18 protein-coding genes are annotated in these 22,799 nt (G+C 40.3%); 13 read left to right on the top strand and 5 right to left on the bottom strand.

Annotated elements, in window-relative coordinates:
• Nucleotides 1-68: 68 nt before the first annotated feature.
• Nucleotides 69-596, top strand: a complete 528-nt coding sequence (locus tag AC3E9V_RS21850; protein WP_488750294.1) for an NADH-quinone oxidoreductase subunit C — start codon at nucleotides 69-71, stop codon at nucleotides 594-596.
• A gap of 275 nt (nucleotides 597-871) precedes the next feature.
• Nucleotides 872-2,083 (top strand): NADH-quinone oxidoreductase subunit D, encoded by a 1,212-nt coding sequence (locus tag AC3E9V_RS21845; RefSeq protein ID WP_488750293.1) that lies wholly within the window; start codon nucleotides 872-874, stop codon nucleotides 2,081-2,083.
• Nucleotides 2,084-2,098: 15 nt separating this feature from the next.
• Here AC3E9V_RS21845 and AC3E9V_RS21840 read toward each other — a convergent pair whose 3' ends face one another.
• Complete coding sequence (locus AC3E9V_RS21840; protein ID WP_488750292.1) at nucleotides 2,099-3,997, bottom strand: DUF3857 domain-containing protein; 1,899 nt, start codon at nucleotides 3,995-3,997, stop codon at nucleotides 2,099-2,101.
• 5 nt (nucleotides 3,998-4,002) lie between these two features.
• Complete coding sequence (locus AC3E9V_RS21835) at nucleotides 4,003-5,937, bottom strand: DUF3858 domain-containing protein (RefSeq protein ID WP_488750291.1); 1,935 nt, start codon at nucleotides 5,935-5,937, stop codon at nucleotides 4,003-4,005.
• A gap of 163 nt (nucleotides 5,938-6,100) precedes the next feature.
• On the opposite strand from AC3E9V_RS21835, the gene AC3E9V_RS21830 reads away from it, so the two are divergent.
• Together AC3E9V_RS21830 and AC3E9V_RS21825 are read left to right on the top strand one after the other, a co-directional pair.
• On the top strand, nucleotides 6,101-7,600 hold the full coding sequence (locus AC3E9V_RS21830) for an NAD(P)H-hydrate dehydratase (RefSeq protein ID WP_488750290.1): 1,500 nt from the start codon (nucleotides 6,101-6,103) through the stop codon (nucleotides 7,598-7,600).
• A gap of 110 nt (nucleotides 7,601-7,710) precedes the next feature.
• Nucleotides 7,711-8,091: a T9SS type A sorting domain-containing protein gene (locus tag AC3E9V_RS21825; RefSeq protein ID WP_488750289.1), complete on the top strand. Its 381-nt coding sequence runs from the start codon at nucleotides 7,711-7,713 to the stop codon at nucleotides 8,089-8,091.
• A 354-nt stretch (nucleotides 8,092-8,445) separates the two neighbouring features.
• Here the strand turns inward: AC3E9V_RS21825 and AC3E9V_RS21820 are convergent, their stop codons facing one another.
• Entirely contained in the window at nucleotides 8,446-11,460 is a 3,015-nt protein-coding gene (locus AC3E9V_RS21820; RefSeq protein WP_488750288.1) for a glycosyltransferase family 117 protein, read from the bottom strand.
• 271 nt (nucleotides 11,461-11,731) lie between these two features.
• Between AC3E9V_RS21820 and AC3E9V_RS21815 the strand changes: the two genes are divergently transcribed.
• Complete coding sequence (locus tag AC3E9V_RS21815; protein WP_488750287.1) at nucleotides 11,732-12,514, top strand: hypothetical protein; 783 nt, start codon at nucleotides 11,732-11,734, stop codon at nucleotides 12,512-12,514.
• A 16-nt stretch (nucleotides 12,515-12,530) separates the two neighbouring features.
• Nucleotides 12,531-13,718: a hypothetical protein gene (locus AC3E9V_RS21810; protein WP_488750286.1), complete on the top strand. Its 1,188-nt coding sequence runs from the start codon at nucleotides 12,531-12,533 to the stop codon at nucleotides 13,716-13,718.
• Between the two features lie 100 nt (nucleotides 13,719-13,818).
• On the opposite strand, the gene AC3E9V_RS21805 is transcribed toward AC3E9V_RS21810, so the two are convergent.
• Entirely contained in the window at nucleotides 13,819-14,466 is a 648-nt protein-coding gene (locus AC3E9V_RS21805) for a sulfate ABC transporter permease (RefSeq protein ID WP_488750285.1), read from the bottom strand.
• Nucleotides 14,467-14,626: 160 nt separating this feature from the next.
• On the opposite strand from AC3E9V_RS21805, the gene AC3E9V_RS21800 reads away from it, so the two are divergent.
• Complete coding sequence (locus tag AC3E9V_RS21800; protein WP_488750284.1) at nucleotides 14,627-15,802, top strand: tetratricopeptide repeat protein; 1,176 nt, start codon at nucleotides 14,627-14,629, stop codon at nucleotides 15,800-15,802.
• Here AC3E9V_RS21800 and AC3E9V_RS21795 read toward each other — a convergent pair.
• Nucleotides 15,797-16,918: a glycosyltransferase gene (locus AC3E9V_RS21795; protein WP_488750283.1), complete on the bottom strand. Its 1,122-nt coding sequence runs from the start codon at nucleotides 16,916-16,918 to the stop codon at nucleotides 15,797-15,799. The two genes, AC3E9V_RS21800 and AC3E9V_RS21795, sit on opposite strands and share 6 nt — an antisense overlap.
• 248 nt (nucleotides 16,919-17,166) lie before the next feature.
• Between AC3E9V_RS21795 and AC3E9V_RS21790 the strand changes: the two genes are divergently transcribed.
• The 6 genes from AC3E9V_RS21790 to AC3E9V_RS21765 are packed head-to-tail and all read left to right on the top strand — an operon-like array spanning nucleotide 17,167 to nucleotide 22,774.
• Nucleotides 17,167-18,234, top strand: a complete 1,068-nt coding sequence (locus AC3E9V_RS21790) for a hypothetical protein (RefSeq protein ID WP_488750282.1) — start codon at nucleotides 17,167-17,169, stop codon at nucleotides 18,232-18,234.
• Complete coding sequence (locus tag AC3E9V_RS21785) at nucleotides 18,231-19,061, top strand: alpha-1,2-fucosyltransferase (protein ID WP_488750281.1); 831 nt, start codon at nucleotides 18,231-18,233, stop codon at nucleotides 19,059-19,061. Before AC3E9V_RS21790 ends, AC3E9V_RS21785 begins: the two co-directional genes overlap by 4 nt.
• Nucleotides 19,046-19,870, top strand: a complete 825-nt coding sequence (locus AC3E9V_RS21780) for a putative nucleotide-diphospho-sugar transferase (RefSeq protein ID WP_488750280.1) — start codon at nucleotides 19,046-19,048, stop codon at nucleotides 19,868-19,870. Before AC3E9V_RS21785 ends, AC3E9V_RS21780 begins: the two co-directional genes overlap by 16 nt.
• A gap of 12 nt (nucleotides 19,871-19,882) precedes the next feature.
• Complete coding sequence (locus tag AC3E9V_RS21775; RefSeq protein ID WP_488750279.1) at nucleotides 19,883-20,806, top strand: nucleotide-diphospho-sugar transferase; 924 nt, start codon at nucleotides 19,883-19,885, stop codon at nucleotides 20,804-20,806.
• The gene (locus tag AC3E9V_RS21770) at nucleotides 20,796-21,548 is read left to right on the top strand and encodes a sulfotransferase family protein (protein ID WP_488750278.1); all 753 of its coding nucleotides are present in this window, start codon (nucleotides 20,796-20,798) and stop codon (nucleotides 21,546-21,548) included. Before AC3E9V_RS21775 ends, AC3E9V_RS21770 begins: the two co-directional genes overlap by 11 nt.
• Nucleotides 21,545-22,774, top strand: coding sequence for a glycosyltransferase (locus AC3E9V_RS21765; RefSeq protein ID WP_488750277.1), 1,230 nt, complete (start codon nucleotides 21,545-21,547; stop codon nucleotides 22,772-22,774). Before AC3E9V_RS21770 ends, AC3E9V_RS21765 begins: the two co-directional genes overlap by 4 nt.
• Nucleotides 22,775-22,799: the final 25 nt, after the last annotated feature.

The raw sequence follows: 22,799 nt of genomic DNA, 5'->3' as shown, positions 1-22,799 counted from the left end.
AAGGAAGTTGGGAACCTGGATCATGAGAGCTTAAGACCTCTCTTAGCATTTTTAAAGATGCATTTACAATGACATTTCAAGATATCAAAGCTTTAGTAGAGGATAATTTACCTGGAGCAGTAGTAGGAGAAGACCTGAATGCCACTCCCAACGCACTACTGATCTCAAAGGATCATATTCATTCGGTCTGTGAGTTTTTGCACGCTCATGAAAAGACATACTTTGATAGCCTTTCATGCCTGACTGGTCTGGATAACGGACCAGAGGCTGATACAATGGAAGTGATCTATAACCTGTACAGCATCCCCTATGACCTGCACCTGATGTTAAAGGTGACTTTAAACAGGTCTGATCCTGAAGTGAAAAGCGTTTCGGATATCTGGCGAACAGCCAACTGGCACGAACGAGAGGCGTATGATTTGCTGGGGATCAGGTTTCCTGATCATCCGGACCCAAGGAGGATTTTGTTGCCTAATGATTGGGAAGGGCATCCGCTGAGAAAGGATTACGAAGAGCAGAAGGAGTATCATGGAATGACCGTGGTATATGATCGGAAAGAAAAGCCGGGAGACTTGGAAAACCTGGAAAGGAATTGAGAATGGTAATTGAAAATTAATAATTGAAAATGAGGAATTTTTAATGTTTAGTTATGAGAAAGGAGGGGAGTACTAATGACTGAGTTTTGCTACAAAGAGTTTATCGGATTCATGCAGTTGATTTGGAGTGGCCTAAGAGCCTTATCCGAAAAATCTCAGCAGGTAAAGTCAAAAGTTGATTTTATTTGTGGTTTCGCTGCAACAAAGAGGTTAGCGGATCTCACCTGAGGCTGTTAAAGTAATTTCTTAATTAACCATTATCAATTATCAATTAATTGGAAATACAATATAAATATCATCCGGATCATCATAAAAACTCAGAACCTACAGTACATACTGCTGCGTCGCTGAAGAGTGGTGAAATGCTCATCAACGTGGGGCCCCAGCATCCATCCACTCATGGGGTGCTTCGCCTGGAGGTTATTTCAGATGGTGAAATCGTAAAGGATGTGATTCCCCATTTAGGATATCTACACCGGTGTTTTGAGAAGCATGCAGAGTCAGTTCCTTATAACCAGGTGATCCCCTATGTAGATCGAATGGATTATGTGGCAGCTATGAACTCTGAGCATGCCTATGCGATAGGAGTGGAACGCATGCTGGGAATTGAGGATAAAATACCGAAACGGGTAGAGTATATCAGGGTATTGGTAGCGGAGTTAAACAGGTTGGCATCCCACTTTATAGCTATCGGTACATATGGAATGGATATTGGCGCTTTTACCCCCTTCCTGTGGATGATGCGTGACCGGGAGCATATTCTGCGTCTTTTAGAATGGGCATCCGGAGCCAGGATGCTCTATAATTATATCTGGATAGGTGGTTTGTTTTATGACTTACCGGTTGGTTTTGAGGAGCGCTGCAAGGAGTTTTCTGCATACCTGAACCCGAAGCTTCAGGATCTGGAGGATCTTTTGATCTCCAACAAGATATTTATAGACCGGACGGCAAAGGTGGGAACACTACCTATGGATCTGGCCATTAACTACGGAGTGACTGGCCCAATGCTTAGAGCTTCAGGTTTGAAGTTTGATTTGAGAAGAGTAGATGGTTACAGCGTTTACCCCGAGTTGGATTTTGAAATCCCGATAGGGAAGGGAGAGCAGGGAGAGACTGGTGACTGCTGGGACCGAACCTGGGTGCGCATGAGGGAATGCCAGGAGTCTGTAAAAATTATAGATCAATGTCTTGAACGACTGACTACTGACCTCAAAAGAACGAGAGACTTTGATCCCCGTGAGGCAGTCCCCAAGAAAATACGGCCAAAAGCGCAGGACCTGTATGTTCGCGCTGAAAACCCCAAAGGTGAATTGGGATTCTTTTTCCGTACGGATGGCAGAGCTGATCAGGCATTCAGGTGCAAAGCCCGCTCCTGCTGCTTTTCTAATCTTTCGGTGATTCCGGAGATCAGTCGTGGATACATGATTGCTGACCTCATTGCCATTGCCGGGTCAATAGATTTTGTGCTAGGCGAGGTGGATCGGTAATTCGATGTAGTCAGATCAGGTTTTACTCACCAATGAAATCCTTTTTTTATCAGCTAGCGAAATGCTTTTGAAAAATTCGTATAGTTCCTGGTAAGTTTCAGCGGCGTACTCCCCTTCATAAAATTCAAACCTACGGACGTAAGCTATGTTACGCTCATCTGTTTTTATGATTGAGGCATAGTACTTTCCAAATTGACTCTCAAAAGTTACAGAATCGAAACTAGCTTCTACCACAACATTTTCAGGCAGCTCAAACTTAATGGTATCATATTCTGCCCAGGAATTGTTGATTAATACAGGTTGGGTCCTGTCATCATTTTTTTCCGGGATAAAAGTGGTTTTGTTTAATATGTTTGGTTGTAGAAAAAAACGATTCCCTGACTTACTTACAATCTTCCTGGCAGCAAGATCAGCTTTTACTTTCGCTGAGGGGATCATCTCTTTGTGATTCGTAAATTCAAAGGCTCTAACAGAAAAAGATGGAATATTAACATTTCGCTCTACCCACTTTTTTTGCTCTTCAGCACTGTAGTTTACATAAAAATCTAAGCCCTGACTTTCATACTCTAAACCCTGATAGTTTAGGAGTACTTCTACATCAGCATTGCCATGTTGATCAAGTTTAAAATCTGCGGAGATTATTTTTTTATTGTTATCCAGTGAATAGCTCGTGGTTTTGACGATGGTTCCTTTATTTCCGTCTATAACCAAAGCTTTTCGGTTACCGGTAAATGTGCCTAGATAACCAAAAGGGTTGGTTTGGTTTGTGCATTCAAGCCACACAGTATCCTGCTCAACAGGTACACATAAGATAATGTGGTTAAACGTATCGTTTGGAAAGTTCTCATTTACAGGGGGAGGAGAATCTCCGGCGCTTATCCATGTATAGTAGGATTTTATCCCAATGTTTTTTAAAAGTGATTGGGTGTAAAAAGTAAGGGCTTTACAGTCTCCATAGCCCACCTCATTTACCACACTGGCAGGAAAAGGCTGGAAGCCGCCTATGCCTAATTGGATACTTACATATCTGGTAGAGTTTTGGACATACTCATACACGGCTTTTACTTTTTCCATATCAGATTTGCCCTCTGTCAGTGATTTTATTTTACTGATTGTTTCATCCGGCAGATCATCTCTTCCGTCATTCAGAAGTGTTTGCCATTTCGCCAGTCCATCCCAGGTAGACATATTACCTTCATAACCGTCATAGTCAAATTTGCCGGGGGCTATTCTTACTGACGGCGCTAAGTCTGTAAAGGAAGGCCCATAAGGTTCTCGTTCAAAAGAGGGCAGATTTTCCATTTTCCAGCTTATTGTAACCAGGTTTTCATTAAATGTACTATCTGTCTTGCCTTCAAATTTGTTGGTGTAATATCTTGGTGCCAGCTCCGTAGGAAACGTAATTTTATAATCACTTTCCGTTACACTGACTTTTTCGTCTGGTAAAAACAGCCAATCCGGTATGGAGTACAGGTATTTAAACTTGACCTCATATTCAAACTCTACGGTATAAGGATAAGTTTCCTGACGCAGATCGGCCCACATTATACGATCATCTTCGTACAGGGAATAACCCGAAACACTGCTTTCATCATGAATATCGGCATTTTTCGCCCTGGTTATCTTATCTCCTTTGCTGTCGTATACCGTAGCCTTAAAAGAAGAAATTTTTCTTAGCTTATCGTAATTCACATTTGGGAGTCCGTAATAATCACCCTCCTTGCTCAATATTGTTATTGCCTGATGTACTTTATATCTCGCTTTGTCCACCTTTCCTATTTCAAATTCACCATGCTTGAAACGCACGACAGCATAGGCTTCTTTTTTAAGATCTTCAGGTATTTGGTCAGCATTAAACTGTCCGTAGACACAAATGGCAAAGGCCATAAAAATGATGGAAATAAATGACTTCATGCTCCTTATTTTCTTTTGAGGACTATTTGTTGGCCCTGTTTCTCTACTAATTGGGCATAAAATTCCTTTAAGTATGGATACTCTTCCGAGAGGTATTCACTTTTTGCAATATTATATTTGCAGGTCACGGATATTTTATTTCCCATCTGAGTAGCCTGATATAATATTGTGCCTCCATTATCTGGCAATGCAATAGAGAAGGGCTGTGGTACTGATTCTATAGCAAGGTCATCACTCACTGTATAAGTATAAACATGACTGATAGTATAGGGGGCACCAAAGTTTACAGGAAATACTCTTTCGTCAGTTTTGAAAGGGTTTTCTGTCAGCCGTCCGGTAGCAATTGGGTTTAGGTATAAAATATCGCCAAGGTCATCAATCAGATCCTCCGCGGTTATAGATAGTTTTTGCTTCAGGGCAACATGATCATCCAGGTCTGTTATTTCATGGCCTTCTATAAGCCACAGATCTTTTCGGTTAGCAAAGTCTTTTTTGTACTTCTCTGACCCATCATCTCCCAGTACCTCATTGAAATCCAGTGCTTCATAGCCACTTCGGACAATTTGTAACTGACCAGTTACCATGGCGTTTTCATCCACATTAAACATACCAAAGTAGGTAATATCGTTTTTGTGAAAAGGAGCTAGGTCAACCCAGCCCGGATTCTCTTCACTTATCACCAACCCCTGGCCATTTGTGCACCTCTTCGGGATTATCCCAAATTTCAGGTTAGGTTCGGAGGCATCCAGCAGGTAATAAGAATCTCCAATGTTGAGTTTGCAGATTGTGTAATTGAACTTACTCGCTATGGGAAACACAGGATGGATCTTTCCATTTTTCCGGGTACTCAATCTCACCGGGTCGGCCGAGAGTCCTGCTTCACGATACATAGCGGTTAAAATAAGGTTGATATCCGAAATGGATCCTTTCCCTTCTTTAAGGACCTTTCGCAATGTTGTATAATCCACATCTCCGTCCTTTTCCAGATGGTCCTGCACATAAGAGAATATACTCCTGGCGAGCGCTTCATCTCCTGAAACAGAATCTTTTATTTGTTGCACTTCACCTTTGACAAAATTAGTATTTTTAATTTTCCCTCCGAAATATTCACTTTCGGCCAGTCCCCGGCTTAATGCATGGTAATTAGAAGGCAGATAATTCTTTACTACCTCTCCGGGAATATTTACATAATCCAGTTCAAATTCTATTTTAGAAATGTAATTTGACCTGGAAGTCATGTAAGGCTCATCTTTAAAGGCAGGTACATTTTCCGCCACGTAGTTGTGACGTTGAAATCTAACATTAGAATTTCCAACATGACCGTTTGTTATATCCACGGTGGCATCACTCAATCGGATAAAGCCTGTTTGCAGACGCTTGTAATGAAAAAATTCAGGAATTTCAAGATGGTACTGGCTATACAATGTAGGGATGGATGACTGGAAGTACCAGGTATTTAAACGGGTCCAGCTACCGTAATTCACCATATATGTGTATTCAATGATGGAACCCTCCTTTACTTTTGGGAAAGTAAAATTCATTACTCCTACGTACTCATTACGATCCTCCTTGTAGATCTGATCTTTAGTGACTTCAGATTCTTCTATTTTCCCGTCTACCATGTTATAGGTAGAAGCCTTTAGTTTTCGCACACGATCTCCTTTATAATAGGGTATTGATATGTCTGCTCTTTCAAATTCCGATTTGTCCAGAATTTTTATTCGACCGTGATAGAGAAACAAAACCTCGTAATTGTGATCTATGGTGGATTCACCATATTCCTGAAGTACAATAGCTCCCGCAGAGGAGTCATACGGGCAATGCGACATCTCAAAATACTTTGTGTCAATTTCTCCGAAATCAAATGGACTTTTCTGAGCATTAAGGCTGTAAGAGAAGACACATAGAACAACTGGCAGGCTAATTAAAACTTTGATCATTTGGTTAGTTGGCTAAGTGAAAAAATGGTTTACAATGTAATATTTAATGAAATAAGTAGCAACTGTTTTTTTAAATTAACGAGTAAAATTGGACTATTTACCACCAACGATATCCCTGATCAGTTGGTAAATACTATGGCAGGGAATACTTAAGCTTTATTTTATGATACCAGTACTTTCAGCAAAGGAGATCAGAGAGGCTGATGAGCATACCATCAAGCATGAACCGATAGCTTCCATTGACCTTATGGAGCGTGCATCCCGTGCGTTCGTCACAAAATTTCTTGAATTGGAACGTCAGGGGGGACCGATATGTGTCTTTGCAGGACGTGGAAATAATGGGGGAGATGCACTGGCCATTGCAAGGATCCTGAAAGCAGCAGGGAAGCGAACAGAGGTTTACTTTCTTGGGAATCCTGAAAAAGCTTCTCCGGATTTTCAGAAAAATTATGAACGCCTCAGTCAGCATTTGACTCTGAACCACATAGCCAACGAATCCAACATTCCCAACCTTGATGCAGACAAGATCGTGATTGAAGGGCTTTTCGGTTCAGGGCTTTCACGGCCTGTGGAGGGCCTTTTTGGGAAAGTCATCGATCAGATAAATGCTTCTGGCGCAACTATCTTTTCTATTGACATTCCATCCGGATTATTTGCTGATCGTTCTATTCCAGCTGGCGCAATCATCGAAGCGGACCACACGATTTCATTTCAGGTGCCAAAGCTTGCGTTCTTTCACCCCTCATCCAGTCGTTTTGTTGGTGATTGGCACATAGTAGATATCGGTTTAGACAAGCAGTTTATAAGCTCTTTGCAACCCCCTTACTTTCTGACAGAGGCGGGTGATATACAATTGCCGGTAAGAAGTAAATTTGATCACAAGGGCAATGCAGGGCGAATGCTACTGATCTCCGGAAGTAAAGGAAAAATTGGTGCAACTGTCCTTTCGGCAAGGGCTGCAATCAGAGCCGGTGCAGGTTTACTCTTTATTCATAGTCCCAGCTGTGCAACGGGTATCTTACAAACTTCCGTACCTGAAGCTATGGTAATAGAGGATGAACATATGGAAGTTATCACTGAGGTGGAGCTGGAAGACTCGTATGATTGTATTGCTATCGGGCCAGGCATTGGGACCAATCAGCTGACCGTAAAAGCTGTCGAGAAGCTGATTCTCAACGCACAAGCTCCGCTAGTATTGGATGCTGATGCCATAAATATTCTCTCTCAAAATTCGAACTTGATCGAGGCATTGCCTGAAGGGAGCATACTTACTCCTCATCCCGGGGAGTTTAGGCGACTAGTCGGTGATTGGGAGGATGATTTCCAAAAGCTTGAGTTATTGAAGTCCTTCTCTAAAAGACACAAAGTAAATGTGGTATTAAAGGGAGCTTACTCGGCCATTTGTAATACGTCTGGTATCATACATTTTAATGGCACTGGGAATCCGGGTATGGCTACCGGAGGAAGTGGCGATGTGCTTACCGGAGTGGCGGGAGCTTTCCTGGGACAAGATATTGAGCCGTTTGAGGCAATTAAATCTGCCGTGTACATTCATGGGGCCGCTGGTGACCTGGCGGTAATCGAGAAAAATGAAATTTCTTTAATTGCTTCTGATATCATTGAAAAAATCCCCTCAGCGATCAAAAACGCACAAAATGGCTGATCTCTTTTTCACAAAATTTGTTAAAAAATGGAGTTAACGAATAATTAATGTAAAAATTTCATGCCTTTGTGCGAACAATTGGTCTTTTTTTGCGTATTTTGTACATAAGTATGAACAATAAACTCATTATATACGCGTTTGCACTTCTTTTTTCCCTGAGCAGTTTTGCTCAGAATGGAGATGGTGAGGATGTGATGGTGAGTGCTGAAAACACGTTCTACAACCAAAAGATCGATCCAAGTAACCGGATCGAGATCTACCCTAACCCTGCTGTTGAGTATGTAATCGTAGAGATTCAAAACAGCACACTTGAGAATACTGAGTTTGAACTGCACAGTATCATCGGGAATGAAATAAAGATCAATGCTGAAGAAATTGGCACTGGTCGATACCGCATTCCGGTAAAAGATTTTGCTACCGGGTATTACTTTCTGGTAGTGAAAGATGAGGTTTCTCGATTTAAGAAAGCTTACAAATTCCTTAAGAATTAATTCTAAAGCTGCTCAATTTAGTTTTTTTGTATTTCTTTTCTTTGTGCCTTTTAGGAGCAAGGGAGATGCATCGTAGTTAGAAAAGCTAAGCTTGATTTCTATACCACAGTTAATACCACCAGTGTTAAATAATTGGAACATGCGTTCGCACTCTTAATGGTTTTGCTGAGTGTCGGTTCCCTCCTGATTTTAAGTTAGAAATTTCATCAAGTTAATTTTTACCCTCCACCCTTACAATGTATTTAGGTAGAAAAGTCACGATACATTTTTCGGATAACGTAAAAGGGATAATAAAAAAAGGCTGCAAAACACGCAGCCCTTAGATCTATAAGCATTCGCCTGGTCTGTAACAACCTACTGACCCTGGAAGGATCTGTAGAATCTGTCAAACATTTCTTCGTACTTTGCCGCGTTTTCTGTGTCTCCCACAGACCTGTAGGCTCTGGTAATAGCATTCAGGATCAGGAGTTTTTGTTGAAGGTCTGATCGATCATAGGCACCTTTAGAAATGTAGTACTCCAACATCTCTACAGCATCCTTGGAGGCTACTTCAGCAATATGATTGGCCAGGTCTTTCATAGGAGTGGTAGACACTTCACTTCCGCCCACCGTATCCTCTGCAACCAGCATTTTATCAAGCTCAAGTAGGATGCCTATTTGCTGTACATTGAAGTAATCAAACGGAATTGACTCATTAGGCATTACTTCAAGTGATTTTACCATCACATCTTTTGCTTTTTCATATTGACCTCCATCCATTAGCGATATAGCCAGGGTATTGAAAGCAGACCTGTGATTCAGGCAGAAGTTTCTATAATCCTCAGAATAATAAACGTCAGGGTTGTCAAGCTCTCTCCACTTATAGTCGTTCATGATGTTATCATACATCACCTCATTATTTACCTGGTATTCCTGAGGATTTGGATTCTGTACCGGCAATAGACGGTAGGCTATACCTTCCTGCACAGCATATTTTCTGATGTCAATGTTTAAAGAAGCCAGGGAGGTGGTGTTAAAGTAAAGCGGACGCTCCCAGTTGCTATTCACGATCAGGTCTATCACAGCAAGGTCATTTTTCTCAAGTCCTCTACCTTTAATACTCCATTGCATACGATTTACCAGACGGTTTTCGAGATTTTCAGGGACGATCCCCAGACTCTTTACCCAGGCAGTATCCACAGCGACGGACATGGTTCTGGAAGGCACAGAATTATAGTAAGATCCGGTACTCAGCGGAATCCTCAGGCCGGAATGCTCTTTTTCAACAGCGTCAAGATATTTTCCGGCATCTATGGCTCCCGTGATTCCCTGGTTTTCCACTACCGGCAGGTAGTCATTATATCCTCCTTGCTGGTAGTTTTTCAATGACAGCTGAAATGGCAGTGGTTCTGACTCGTAAGCATCACGCATCATTTGCGCGATGTACCAATCAGTATTGAAATATGAAAGCACAACTACTCTGACATCCGTTCGGTAACCTTCTACCTCTTGCACATACCAAAGCGGGAATGTGTCATTATCTCCACCGGTGAAAAGCACTGCATTTGGCGCACATGTGTCGAGGTAGTTTTTAGCAGCATCTACTGAAAAATACCGATCCGAACGATCGTGATCGTCCCAGTTTTCTTTTGCCATCACTCCAGGTATAATTAACCCGATGAGTGTTGCGGCAACTGCCACTACTTTTCCATTTTTAACTACTGATTTAAGCAGGTCATAAATTGCCAGCACGCCAAATCCGATCCATATCGCAAACACATAATAAGAGCCGGAATATATATAGTCACGCTCCCTCGGTTCTATTGGGGGCGAGTTCAGGTACAGAACAAGCGCAACTCCTGTAAGAAAAAACAGCAATAATGTAACCGAGAAGTATTTTTTGTCTTTTTTATACTGTATGAATACTCCCAGCAGACCGAGCAGAAGCGGTAGAGAATAATAGATATTTCTACCCTTGTTTTCTTCCAGTGGTGATGGCAACTCTTCAAATGCTCCTCGTATTCCTACCCAATTGGCATCCTGAATGTCCGAAGAACGACCGGAGAAATTCCACATGAAATACCTCATGTACATGTGACCTATCTGGTGCTGGATCATAAAGCTGATATTGTCCACAAAGTTTGGTTTCTCCCCTTGCTTAAGTCCCGTGATCTCACGGTATCTTTTTACATGGTTGGGGTCGGAACTGTACATCCGTGGAAGGATAGTGGTGTGCTTAGGGTCATATACATACTCAATCTTGTAATCTTTCACCACATACTTGTCTTCTCCTCTCATGTATACAGCATCTCCCTGCTTTTGGCTTTGCAGCTCAGCGGTAAAGTACTGGCCGTGAAATAACGGACGACTTCCGTATTGCTCACGCTTCAGATATGAAACGAACGAAAGAATATCTTCCGGGTTGTTTTCGTCTATCGGAGGGTTGTAGCTACTTCTGATAGGTACTAGTGTATAAGAAGAATACCCTATAATAATGAATGTAAAGCAGAGTAAAATGGTATTTAAGGTAAGCTTTTGCTTTTTTACGGAATAGTATAACCCGTAGATCAGAGCTCCCAGGAAAGCCAGCCCAAAGAATATAGCGCCAGATCCGAATGGAAGGCCAAGCCCGTTTACAAAGAAGATCTCAAGGGTGCCGGCGACAGATGGCAGGCCAGGGATAATCCCGATCATAATGAGGATAATAGCTACTCCCGCAGCAGCCATGGTCACAAAAATGCCTCTTTTGGTGATTTTCTCGTTGTATTTGAAATAGATGATAAGCCCCATTGCAGGAATGGTCACGAGGTTCAAAAGGTGAACCCCAATGGAAAGACCCATCATGTAGGCAATGAGTATGATCCATTTATTTCGGTCAGACTCATTTTCAATATTCTCCCACTTAAGGATAGCCCAGAACACAAAAGCTGTGAAGAAGGCTGACATACCGTACACCTCAGCTTCCACGGCGCTAAACCAGAATGAATCAGCGAAGGTGCAGGATAAAGCACCCACAAGACCAGCTCCTAAGATCAAAATAGTTTGTTCCAGGGTTTCTTCGCCTTTCTTGATTTTTAAAACTCTTTTAACGAGGTGGACGATTGACCAGAATAGAAATTGGATAGAAAATGCACTAGCTAGAACACTTATCATCGTCACCCAGTAAGCGACACTTTCCACATCACTACCGGCAAACATTGAAAAGATCCGGCCTATCAACAGGAAAAATGGAGCACCTGGTGGATGTGGTACTTCCAGCTTATACGAACACGCGATAAATTCCCCACAATCCCAGAAACTGGCAGTAGGCTCTATCGTCAGCGTGTATACAACCATCGCTATAAGAAAGGCTATCCAGCCTGTGATCACATTAATTTTTTGAAATCCCATTTTAATTCTTTTGAGTCAACTTGGCGAAATTAGTAATAATGGTTTATAATACTCAGGATAAACTTCTATAACTCTCCATAACTTCCTGCCGTATTGAATTTTATTTTGCGATAACGGATATTTTCCTCAGTCAAATGATAAAAAGTTGTTAAAAAATAAATTTAGTTGTATCGCAACTCATTGATCCGCCTATTTCCTTATTTGAACGATAAAAGGTCAATCGTTTTTCAAATTTATTTATCTTTCTGCTGTAACCATAAAAAGTAATTTAATGAGATTCACCGTTTTCTATCTCCTCTTATTCTTTGCTGTAAGCAATGGCCGGGCTCAAACGTATTCTGTAATCCATGTAAGTGGAAAGATCTATCTCCCAGCAAAAGACACCTATCTGACCCGGGGTTTGAGACTGGATGCTGAAACGAAACTGGATTTTCAATCTGCTGATGCCAAAGCAGCTGTTTTGAGTAGTGACAGGGGGCGCTATGTGATCAGGAAGAACCAAAATTCAACCGGGGGAAGCGATATGAGCTATGTGCTAGCCTCAGTTTTAACACCTGCACGGGGTAGAATGAGTACTAGATCCGGGAGTATAAATAACCTTGTGGATTTTCAGAAAAAGTTTGAAACCCCGAAAGCCTGGCTCAGTGATACGATGAAGGTAGCTGTTTCTTCACAGGCGTATCCCATGGATGATCAAAAGTTCTTTTTTGTGCGATATAAGTATAAAGGGGAAGAGGTAAATAAGAAGCTCAGCTCGATTGACGATACCATTCTATTTATTAAAGGTGATTTTTACACGGTAGATGATGAGCAGGTAGCTCCTGGAGAAGTAAGTGATATGAAGCTTTTTTACTACAATTCTGACGAGCAAACTTCTACATTAATTACTTCTATTGATCTGGTCAACGTGGATCAATCAGAGGTTGTAGGCCTGGCAGAGTCTCTGAGTGAGCTTACCGGCGATAAACTTGTAACCGCTGTACATGAGCTGGTCTCTTCATTGTATGGAGAGTGCAATCCGGAGCAGGTTGAAGCTATTATTCGTAAGGGCTAGTTGAGGAATCTTAAAGTTGAGGAATCTTAAAAAAATAGGGGTAGGACTGGCAGTAGTAGCCAATGTCCTGGCTATGGGTGTGCTGACGTTTTACCTGATGTCCTTACCCTGGCTGGCTGGTGATGAGAAATTTTTAATCTGGTCCACGTCTGCGGTGAAAGTGCAGACTCGCGAGCTTCCGGACCCATCAGAGTTTGCATTCATCAATACCTCCTATGATCTGCAGCTAATAGACCGTTTTGACGAGTTTGGTTTTCCTGTGGGGAATCAGGTAATAACAGACCGTCAAAAGCTGGCTACTTTATTTGAGATTATAAACCGGTCGGAAATACCTCCAAAATATATTCTCTGCGATATTCACTTTGTGGACTCCACGGAGTATGATGATCAGTTGGGAAGTGCTCTGAATGTAGCTCAAAATGTATTGATTTCTGCTCATTTAAATGAGAATGGTGATTTGGAAAAACCCATTTTTGATCAGATGGAATATGGTATTTCTGATTATGTAATTGGAAATATTTTTGAAGGAGTCTATAAGTATCAGCTTTTCTACCATGATTCCCTGGAGCTGACCCCGCTACAGATGCATGAGTACCTTCAGGGAATGGAAGCTGAAAAGAAGGGGTTTTTAGTAGATATTGGAACCTATACCATGCCTAACAATTTCATCATCAATTATCGCCTCCTTCAAAAGGATATACAGGATCAGGAAGCAGGTTTTAATCCAGTAAACCTTGGAGAGTTGCTCTATCTGCCGGATGAATCCATACATGAGTTTGTGGGTGATAAGGTAGTGGTCATTGGAGACTTCTTTGAGAACGACATGCATGAGACTTTGTATGAAATGAGTGCTGGTCCGATCATTTTGTTGAATGCATTTCTATCCATTCAGAATCAGGATGTTTATGTCAATGCTTGGTTTTTTATTCTGTTGGCTCTCTTTTATGGTTATTTAAGCTACATGGTCATCTACGAGGGAGATTTTATAGAGATGCAGATCAAGCGGCGTTTCAAACATTTCAAAGGTATACGATTGGTTGCAGGATTTATGAGCTACCTGATTTTACTCTCACTGTTTTCGATCCTTACTTTTTTCATTTTTGGGGTTCACCTGAATGTATTTTTTCTGGCTTGTGCTTTTTACGTATTGGATCGCATTGTACAGGGGGTTTACAGACTTAAGTGGTCGCGGGGTCTATCCTGAAATTGGATCATGAGTGTAAAGTCAGAGTCAAAACCCGGAGGACAATCATTGCCAGCTGTGTATTTAGCTTTTCATTTTGAAAATCGGCTTCCTGAATAATCTATTTATAAACGATCAGGTAATACACCAACCAAAGGAGAAAAAATAAGATGTAGGAGCTGGAAACGATGTAAACAGAAACTTTTAGCTTCTTATTGCTAAGCCAAAACACGCCTGCTATTAACAATCCCCAGTAAATGATTTCAAAGATATTAAATGCTTTTAAAGGGTAATGCCAGCGTAATGAAAGTGTCTCATAATCAAAGAAATTAATCAGGCTGAGGGGATAAAAAGCCACCACATCGTGATAATTGGGGTCTGTTTCAAATAGGGTAAACCATAATACTTTCAAAAGCTCCGGAATAATAAAAACAACTTCCATGATCATGACCATTTTCCAAAGCTGGGCGTAGGTAACTCGATAGCCAAACATGAAGCAGCCTACCCATAGGATGAAAGCAGTCAGGGTAAATTTCCAGGCCAGAAAGAAAGGTACGCTGAGATATTGGAGTCCGAAGAATAGATTCATGATCCACATCTCCCCGCGGTCCTGCAAAACTTCAAAGGCAGCTATACCATCAATGATAAATGTGCGTTTGATAAAGAAGGAAGCAAAATAAAGCAGACATAACACTATGAAGAAAGCTATGCCATTCTGGTTATACCAATCCTCTATAAAACGTTCTCTACTTCTGATTAACCATTTCATTTTCCAATGACGATTTTACTTTTCTTGTACGGTTTACCTGATCTATTTACGATCTTTGCGCCTCCGAAGCTAACAAAAAAATTGAATGCTCGTTTTGGCATAGATGAAATAAGTGATCGTTTGGAACAATAATTGTCTAAACCTCTGCCGGAGGAAACAAATGCGGAAATATTTTTTTTACATAGTGTTCATTTTAAGCTTTTCTGTGGCCGGAGCCCAGGGGAGCTTACCTAAGGTTCCGATCGATAGTAATTACAGCTTGCTCTCAAATCCATTTATCCAAATGGAGGCCACCCAGGCGATCAATGACATGTACAATTTTAAGTTTGAGCGATCCATGTCTCATTTCAGGTATCTCAAAAACGAGTATGGCTGGCATCCCCTTCCTTATTTTCTGATGGGTTTAAACTACTGGTGGCGTATACTGCCAAACTTTGATAATGAGCAGTACGATGAGAAATTTCTGGCCTACATGGATACCTCTATGTTGCTGGCAGAGCGCATGTATAAGGAGCTGAATACTGTAGAGGGGGCCTTTTTTCTGGCTGCTACGCATGCTTTTCAGGGGCGATTGTATTCAGAACGGAGAGACTGGACCAAAGCTGCTTTTGCGGGAAAGAATGCCATGAACTATCTGGAAGAGTGCAGGGGAAATGGGGACCTGAGTCCGGAGTTGCTTTTTGGAGATGCATTATTCAATTATTACAGGGAATGGGTTCCTGAGAATTATCCGATCCTGAAGCCTTTAATGATGATGTTTCCCGATGGGGATAAGGAGAGAGGCATCCATCAGTTGAAGATTGTGGCGAGAAATGCTTTTTATACAAGGACTGAAGCACAGTATTACCTGATGCGTATTTCTTATTATGAAGAAAATGATCTGATGGGGTCCTTGCAGCTGGGCGAATACCTTCACAAAACCTTCCCGGATAATGCTTACTTTCACCGATTTTATACCCGGCTGCTTTACCAGAGTGGGAGGTACAACGATGCTATTAAAGAAAGTAATTCTATTCTGAACCGTATAGATAGCGCTTATGCCGGATATGAGTACAATTCCGGTCGCTATGCTTCTTTTTTTCTTGGTCACATCAATGAAATCCGCCGTAATTATGAGCCGGCTAAGAAGTACTTTAAGCTTGCCATGGAGTTTGGTGAAGCGGCAGATGCCACGGATATGGGTTATTACATTTATTCAGTCCTTCACCTGGGCCGGATAGCAGAAAAGGAAGACAGGAATGAAGAGGCCAAAGAGTACTATAAGCAGGTAAGAAAACTTACAAAAAGGAAGCACAGCGCTAACCAGGAGGCCCGTGAAAGGCTGAAGGAGTTATGAGAAAAGTCTGAGAAATTTTTCTTTTTGGCTCGCTACCGAATAATTGGTTTCGATCAGTTTTCTTCCGTTTTCCCCCAGTTCTTTTCTGAGGTCCGGATTTAAGATTAGTTTTTTAAGGCTTTTAATCCATTGATCTTTGTTTCCTGCCAGGAAACCCGTTTTCCTGTCAATTATAATTTCAGGGTTCACCCCAACCGGTGATGCTACTGCAGGTTTGCCCAAAGCGAGATATTGGATCAGCTTAAAGCCGCATTTTCCTTTAGCCCATTCATTGTCCTGCAGGGGCATAATGCCTATATCTATTTGATTCAGGTCTTCAATTTCGGATTCTTTATTCCAGGGCACAAACCGGAAATTTTTCAGTGGGAGTTGAGGATCACGGTTAGCAATTACCAAAAACTCAAAATCATGGTCTTTCTCCAGATCTTGCAGTACCGGGATAACTTCATCCAGGTAAAACAGGGTAGAGTGGGAGCCTGTCCAGCCTATCACTGGCTTTTGGCTTTTGGCTTTTGACACCCCCCCTCCTTCCCCCTTTGAGGGATTGAACACCCCCCTGTCTCCCCCCTTGAGGGGGGATAGGGGGGTGTGTATCGCAGTATCTACAACTGTAGTTAAAATCTCTACTTGATCACAGTATCTCCTGGCAAAGTCAGCTAAGTATTCATTTCCGGCTGAAACCTTCCAGCTCCATTTACAGATTGAGCTGATTTTCGAACGCCACTTCAGCCACTTCCAGATAAGATTTTCTTGCTGGTCCGGCAGCCAGATAGCATCGTCAAAGTCATAGATGATCTTTTTCTTGAGGATCCTGGCTATAATCCATTCAAATATTGGAGGCCCTAACGGAGTGGCTTCTCTGTGCAGGAATATGAAATCATACTTTTTTGCTTTGAATAGAATTTTAAACCGCCTCAAAAAACCCTTAAAAACTCCAATTAGCTTATCGGCATTTTTTTTCTTTTGGTAGAGGATTTTCCACTCATCAGCTAAAACAAAGGGGTAGAAGTCCCACATTATGCTATTTTGTTCCATAAATTTGAGAAAGAGCTCAAACCTAAAGCGTTGCGATGGCGCTTCGTTTAGGGGGTATGGAGCAAGAATGAGGATTTTCATCTATGGGTATTAAAGACCTTTTTGTCACGCCAATTTATATTATTCTACTGTCATTTTTGGCGTATTGGGTGAGACCTTATGTGACCACCCGGCAGACCAGAAAGTATTTTTTGCCTGCATTATGGGTGAGATTTTTTGGTGCTATTTCCTTGGGGTTGATCTATCAGTTTTATTACGACGGAGGAGATACTTTCAACTACTTTACCCATGGCAGTCGATGGATCTGGGAGGCTTTTTGGGATAGTCCGGTGAAAGGGTTATCATTATTGTTTTCTTCTGGAGGAGAGCGAGTCCCAGAAACGTTTGAGTTCAGTCAGCACATCTGGTATTTTCGGGACCCTAATTCTTATTTTGTAGTTCGAATAGCTGCTTTTTTTGATCTATTTACTTTTCATACCTATACAGCTACAGCCCTGTTATTTGCAACTTTCAGCTTTAGTGGTATATGGGCATTTTACTTTGGCGTGCAGAAGAAGTATCCATCTAATGCTAAATGGTTGGCCGTTGGAATTTTATTTGTTCCGTCTGTAGTTTTCTGGGGTTCAGGAATTCTAAAAGACACCATTACTTTAGGTGCGTTGGGGTGGTTGACCTGGAGCCTCATCCAGGTAATCGATTTTAAAAAGCGCACAGTAATTTACTGGCTAATAATGCTCTTTTCAGCATGGTTGATATATTCTATCAAGGTCTATATCATTCTCTGTTATGTTCCGATGATCTTCTTATGGATCTATTGGAAGAGGATATTAGCCATAAAGAATTGGTTTTTGAGAGTGTCTGTTGCCCCTGTTTTGCTGCTTCTATTTGGCAGTGTAGGTTTCTTAACCATGAGACAAATTGGAGATACCAATGAAAAGTATGCTTTAGATAACATTGCAGAAAGAGCTGCTATTACTGCTTATGATATCCGGTATGGCTGGGGTGCGAGAACTGGTGGTGAAGGCGGTTATGATCTGGGTGAACTGGATGGAACCTGGCAAAGTATGATTCGACTAATGCCAGCTGCAATTAATGTAAGCCTTTTCAGACCTTACTTGTGGGAGGTTAAGAATCCACTGATGTTATTGTCTGCTTTGGAAAGTTTGGTTGTTCTTGTATTATCAGTTTGGCTACTTATCTATAAAGGGGGCTTTACTAACGTTTTCAAAGATCCTTTTTTAACGTTTTGTTTTTTGTTTGCTTTATTATTTGCATTTGCTGTTGGTGTTAGTACGTTCAACTTTGGGACATTGATGAGGTATAAGATACCTATGGTGCCGTTTTACATGGTTGTGATTTTTTTATGTAGAAAAACTTTAGTTACTGGAGATTCATGATAATTATTCAAGCCAGAGGTGGATTGGGAAATCAAATGTTTCAATACGCTTATGGGCTATCTTTAAAATGTGAGAAAGAAAAGTTATTTGTTATGAGCAGAAATGATCTCACAGAAGTAAAAACTTTTTATTTACCTTATTATTTTCAACTAGATCTGACTCATAGGATAATGACTTCTGGTTCATTTTTGCTTGGAAAAATCTATGATGGTATGATAGCTCGATTGGTACCTCTACTTAAAGTTTGGAATGAAGGAGATCCCTATTCAAATACAAGTAATCTTTTTATCAAAGGGTTTTTCCAGTCTGATATGTATTTTCACTCCTGTAAAGAAAAAGTTTTTAAGGCCTTTGAGGTCAAGCCAAGGATAGTGGATAGGTATTTAGAAAGGTTTGGTAGGCCATCAAATAATTGCGCGGTAATCCACATACGGCGCGGTGACTACAAAGAGTTTGGATCGGAGAATTTAGGTGGTGTTGATGTAACACTTCCAAAAGCATATTACGAAGAAAATATGCAAAGATTGAATGAGATAGGGGTGAAGGAGTTTCTTTTTATAAGTGACGATATCAAGGAGGTACGAAATTTATTTGGTGATAAAAAGGAGTATACTTACAGTAAGGGTTCAGTTATTGATGACTTTTTACATTTAAAATATGCAAAGTTTGCGATAATTTCTAACAGTACCTTTGCTTGGTGGGCCTGTTATCTAAATCAAGTTTCAAATAAGTTAATCATAGCTCCTAAATATTGGTTGGGGTTTAAGGTCGGTAAAGAGTACCCAGAAGGTATAATGACAAAGGAATTTGAATGGAAGGAAGTTTGAGTAAAGGATATCTTTATGTCGCTACGGGTGAAAAATATTTATCAGAGGCTGAGTTTTCTGCTAAATCATTAAAAAGAATTCACTCAGAGGCAAGTGTTTGTTTGGTTACGGATGGAGACTATAAATCCGAAGTATTTGACCAAATGATTAGAGTTCAGTTTGATCAAGATACTGAAATACATTGGAAATCAAAGCTAGTGTTTAAGATCATTGGTATGAGACACTCTCCATATGACTGTACAATGTTTGTTGATACGGATACCTATTTTATTAATCCTGTGGATGAAGTTTTCAGGCTTCTTGATTTTTTTGACGTACTGGCCTGCTTAGATTATTATGATAGAAGTATAGTTCAGGATGAGAAAGGAAATATCCCGGTGTATTCTCCATATAATACTGGGGTCTTGGTTTTTAGGAAAAATAGAAGGGTAGTTGATTTCTTAGTAGATTGGGAAAAGTGTTACCTAGCTAAAATAGAAAGTTATTGGAGTGATCAGCCAGCATTTATGGAGGCATTGTTGTCTCATCAAATTAAAATGTACATACTTCATTCAGTTTACAACTTTAGGTTTTTGTTTAATGTTGGTTTTCTAGAGAAAGAAGCAGTCAAAGTTATTCATGGCAGGGCTTCAGAAAAGGATTTTGAAATAATAGCTGACCGTGTTAATAAAAATCTAGAGCAAAGAGTGTGGGTTGCACCTATGAGAAAGTGCTTTAGTTGGAAGTTAAGAGGATGGTCAAAGTTGATCCGAGTTATTTACTCCTTTTTTCCGGATTCGATCAGAACTTTTTTCCGAAAGTTAATCTAAAGGCTGCACTGCATGAAATCAGTTCCCATACTTCTGTTAATATTTAATCGTCCTGAGAATACTAAGAGGGTGCTAAATCAGATAGTAAAAGCGCAGCCTTCCGTACTTTATGTTTCATCCGACGGTCCAAGAGCGAATCACCCAAAAGATAAGGACAAATGTGAAGAGACAAGGGAGCTAATAAATACATTGGATATAGACTGCCCAGTTAGAAAGCTATTTAGAGCTGATAATTTAGGGTGCGGATTGGCAGTTAGCCAAGGGGTAAGTTGGTTTTTCAAGAATGTTAACGCTGGTATTATTCTTGAGGATGACTGCTTACCGGACCTAACCTTTTTTAGGTTTTGCAGCGAACTTCTTGATCGATTTAAGGATAAGCCAGAAATAATGCATATTTCTGGTCTTAACTTGCAAAGGGGTACGATCAGGGGTAACTCATCCTATTATTTTTCCCGATACCCCTCTATTTGGGGCTGGGCAACTTGGAAGGATCGTTGGGAAAATTATGATTTTGGCATTAGAGATTGGCCAAAGGAAAAGAAATACATAAAAGAATATTTGGAGACTAATAAATATGAGTGGTATTATCATGCTATGAACTTTGAAAGAGCTTTTAATGGTCAGCTGGATACTTGGGATTTCCAATGGGTTTACCAGGCTTTCAAGCATAGATTACTCAACGTTACCCCAAATAAAAATTTGATTTCAAATGTAGGTGTAGGTCCAGATGCTACGCATACTGAGGAAGAAACTGAACAACATTTCTTAGAAATAACACCGATGGAATTTCCACTAGTTCATCCTGAGGAAATTCTTGCAGACTCGGATGCGGATTCCTTCCTTTCAAAACACAAGTTTTCTCCTAAAGGCAGATATTTTAAGACCAAAAACTCTTTTAAGGAAAAGATAAAACTCTTTTTTTCAGGTGAGCAGTAAAGTACTTATTATTACCGGGATGCACAGAAGTGGAACTTCTTTAATTTCTAATTACCTGTTTGAGATGGGTGTTTACATGCATGAACAAAAATTGCTTAAGGGAGATCCCTCAAACCCAAAAGGGTATTTTGAAGACGAAGATTTTGTGGATTTTCATAATGATCTATTATTTGAAAATGGTCGTTTTCCTTTTTTGTCAAAAGGTATAAAAAAGGTTAAGGTTAGTGAAAGGCTAAAGCAACGAACCGTGGGAATAATCAATAAATATGACAAGCAGAAATTATGGGGATTCAAGGATCCTAGAACAAGTCTTTTTTTGAATTACTGGAATGACCAACTATGCTCACAAAAGAGACATTATATATTTCTATTCCGTGATCCATATTCGGTTGCGGATTCTCTCTTGAGACGCAATCCGATTTTTTTTGAGGGGCGTGAGGGACTAACACTTAAATCTTGGCTAATCTACAATGAAAGTATTTTGCGTTTCCTAAAGACTTGCCACTCATTTTTTTTGATCAATATTTATGATTTCATAAAGGACCCTAAGAGATATTTGTTTCATCTAAATGAAAGGTTTGATCTAGGCTTGTCAGGTGCTGTTCCGGATATATTTGAACAACAATACCTTAATTCTCACCCTCAATTGATTAATTCGTCTAGATTTAAAGAATCTTGGTTGCTGAAAAGGAGAATTGCCACTTGTTTTAAACAGTTGACAAATAACTCCTTAAAGCTGTGAAAGTAGTACACATTTCTACGTTGGATTCTGGTGGAGCTGCGAATGCGGCCCTAAATCTCCATAAAGGCTTAATTAAGATAGGTATGGATTCTTCTTTTTTATCCCTTTATAAGAGTAGAAGTGATATACCGAATCATCTTCAGTTTAGATTACGGCAAATGAATATCTTTGATAGGGCCATTAATTCTTTCCGGTACAGAATGAATCTGACCAAAAGAGAAAGACTCCAATCCAAATTTCCAGGTGGCCAAAAGTTTTCAGATTTTCGAAATATTTACCGTGTTGATCAGCATGAAGTTGTCGGAGCAGCTGATATCATCAATCTTCACTGGGTAGCAGATTTTTTAGATTATCCAACATTTTTTGAGAACTTAAGAAAACCTGTTGTTTGGACCTTGCATGATATGTTTCCTTTCTCAGCAGGATACCATTACAGGACAAACATTAGCCTTTCCGAACAAGGACATATTGTGACCGCCTATCAATCTCGTAAAAAGAAAATCATTGGAGACTTTGAATTTCCTATGGAAGTTGTGTCACCGTCTGGATGGTTATTAAAAGAGTCAATGGCTAGTGAAGTCTTAGGAAAATTACCTCATCACCAAATACCTTACGGTATTGATAATAAGGTTTTTAGACCTATCTCTAGAAGTAAGGCGAGAGAGTTTTTTGATATCAAATCAAATGATACTGTATTACTTTTTCTAGCAAATCAAATCGACAATCCATTAAAAGGTTTTGATTTACTAATTTCAGCACTTAAGAAAGTGGATTTCACTCGGATACCAAATACTACTATCTTAATTGTTGGTAAGGCGGGAAAAATAGAAATGGAGAAAATGGATTTGGGTGGAGTTCATATGGTATATACTGGCCATTTGAGTAATGCAGAGGAGCTTTCAAAGGCTTACAATGCAGCAGATTTATTCCTTATGCCAAGTGTTGAGGATAATTTTCCAAATGTAGTATTGGAGTCTCTTTGTTGTGGTCTGCCGGTTATATCATTTGCTGTGGGAGGAATGCTGGATTTGATTGATGATAATTTTAATGGCTTTCTAGTTCCAGAAACTAATTCAAATGTTTTTGCTAGAAACCTACAGAAAATATTAATTCATCAGGAGTGGAAGACTTTGTCAAGGAAGTCGATAGCAGGGGCTTCTAGAGCCGAATATTCCTTAGAAAAACAAGCGGGTAAATATAAGTCAATTTATAAATCTATGATTTAAGTTGTTTTTGATTGATGTCTATGCC

This window comes from Marinoscillum sp. HNIBRBA16962 (genome assembly GCF_057801515.1).
This window is presented reverse-complemented; position numbering and strand designations above follow the sequence as displayed.

Bases quoted from the DNA above. Each gene is read 5' to 3' on its own strand.
- AC3E9V_RS21850 (WP_488750294.1), top strand. From the start codon at position 69: ATGACATTTCAAGATATCAAAGCTTTAGTAGAGGATAATTTACCTGGA.
- AC3E9V_RS21840 (WP_488750292.1), bottom strand. From the start codon at position 3,997: ATGAAGTCATTTATTTCCATCATTTTTATGGCCTTTGCCATTTGTGTC.
- AC3E9V_RS21835 (WP_488750291.1), bottom strand. From the start codon at position 5,937: ATGATCAAAGTTTTAATTAGCCTGCCAGTTGTTCTATGTGTCTTCTCT.
- AC3E9V_RS21830 (WP_488750290.1), top strand. From the start codon at position 6,101: ATGATACCAGTACTTTCAGCAAAGGAGATCAGAGAGGCTGATGAGCAT.
- AC3E9V_RS21825 (WP_488750289.1), top strand. From the start codon at position 7,711: ATGAACAATAAACTCATTATATACGCGTTTGCACTTCTTTTTTCCCTG.
- AC3E9V_RS21820 (WP_488750288.1), bottom strand. From the start codon at position 11,460: ATGGGATTTCAAAAAATTAATGTGATCACAGGCTGGATAGCCTTTCTT.
- AC3E9V_RS21815 (WP_488750287.1), top strand. From the start codon at position 11,732: ATGAGATTCACCGTTTTCTATCTCCTCTTATTCTTTGCTGTAAGCAAT.
- AC3E9V_RS21805 (WP_488750285.1), bottom strand. From the start codon at position 14,466: ATGAAATGGTTAATCAGAAGTAGAGAACGTTTTATAGAGGATTGGTAT.
- AC3E9V_RS21800 (WP_488750284.1), top strand. From the start codon at position 14,627: ATGCGGAAATATTTTTTTTACATAGTGTTCATTTTAAGCTTTTCTGTG.
- AC3E9V_RS21795 (WP_488750283.1), bottom strand. From the start codon at position 16,918: ATGAAAATCCTCATTCTTGCTCCATACCCCCTAAACGAAGCGCCATCG.
- AC3E9V_RS21785 (WP_488750281.1), top strand. From the start codon at position 18,231: ATGATAATTATTCAAGCCAGAGGTGGATTGGGAAATCAAATGTTTCAA.
- AC3E9V_RS21780 (WP_488750280.1), top strand. From the start codon at position 19,046: ATGGAAGGAAGTTTGAGTAAAGGATATCTTTATGTCGCTACGGGTGAA.
- AC3E9V_RS21775 (WP_488750279.1), top strand. From the start codon at position 19,883: ATGAAATCAGTTCCCATACTTCTGTTAATATTTAATCGTCCTGAGAAT.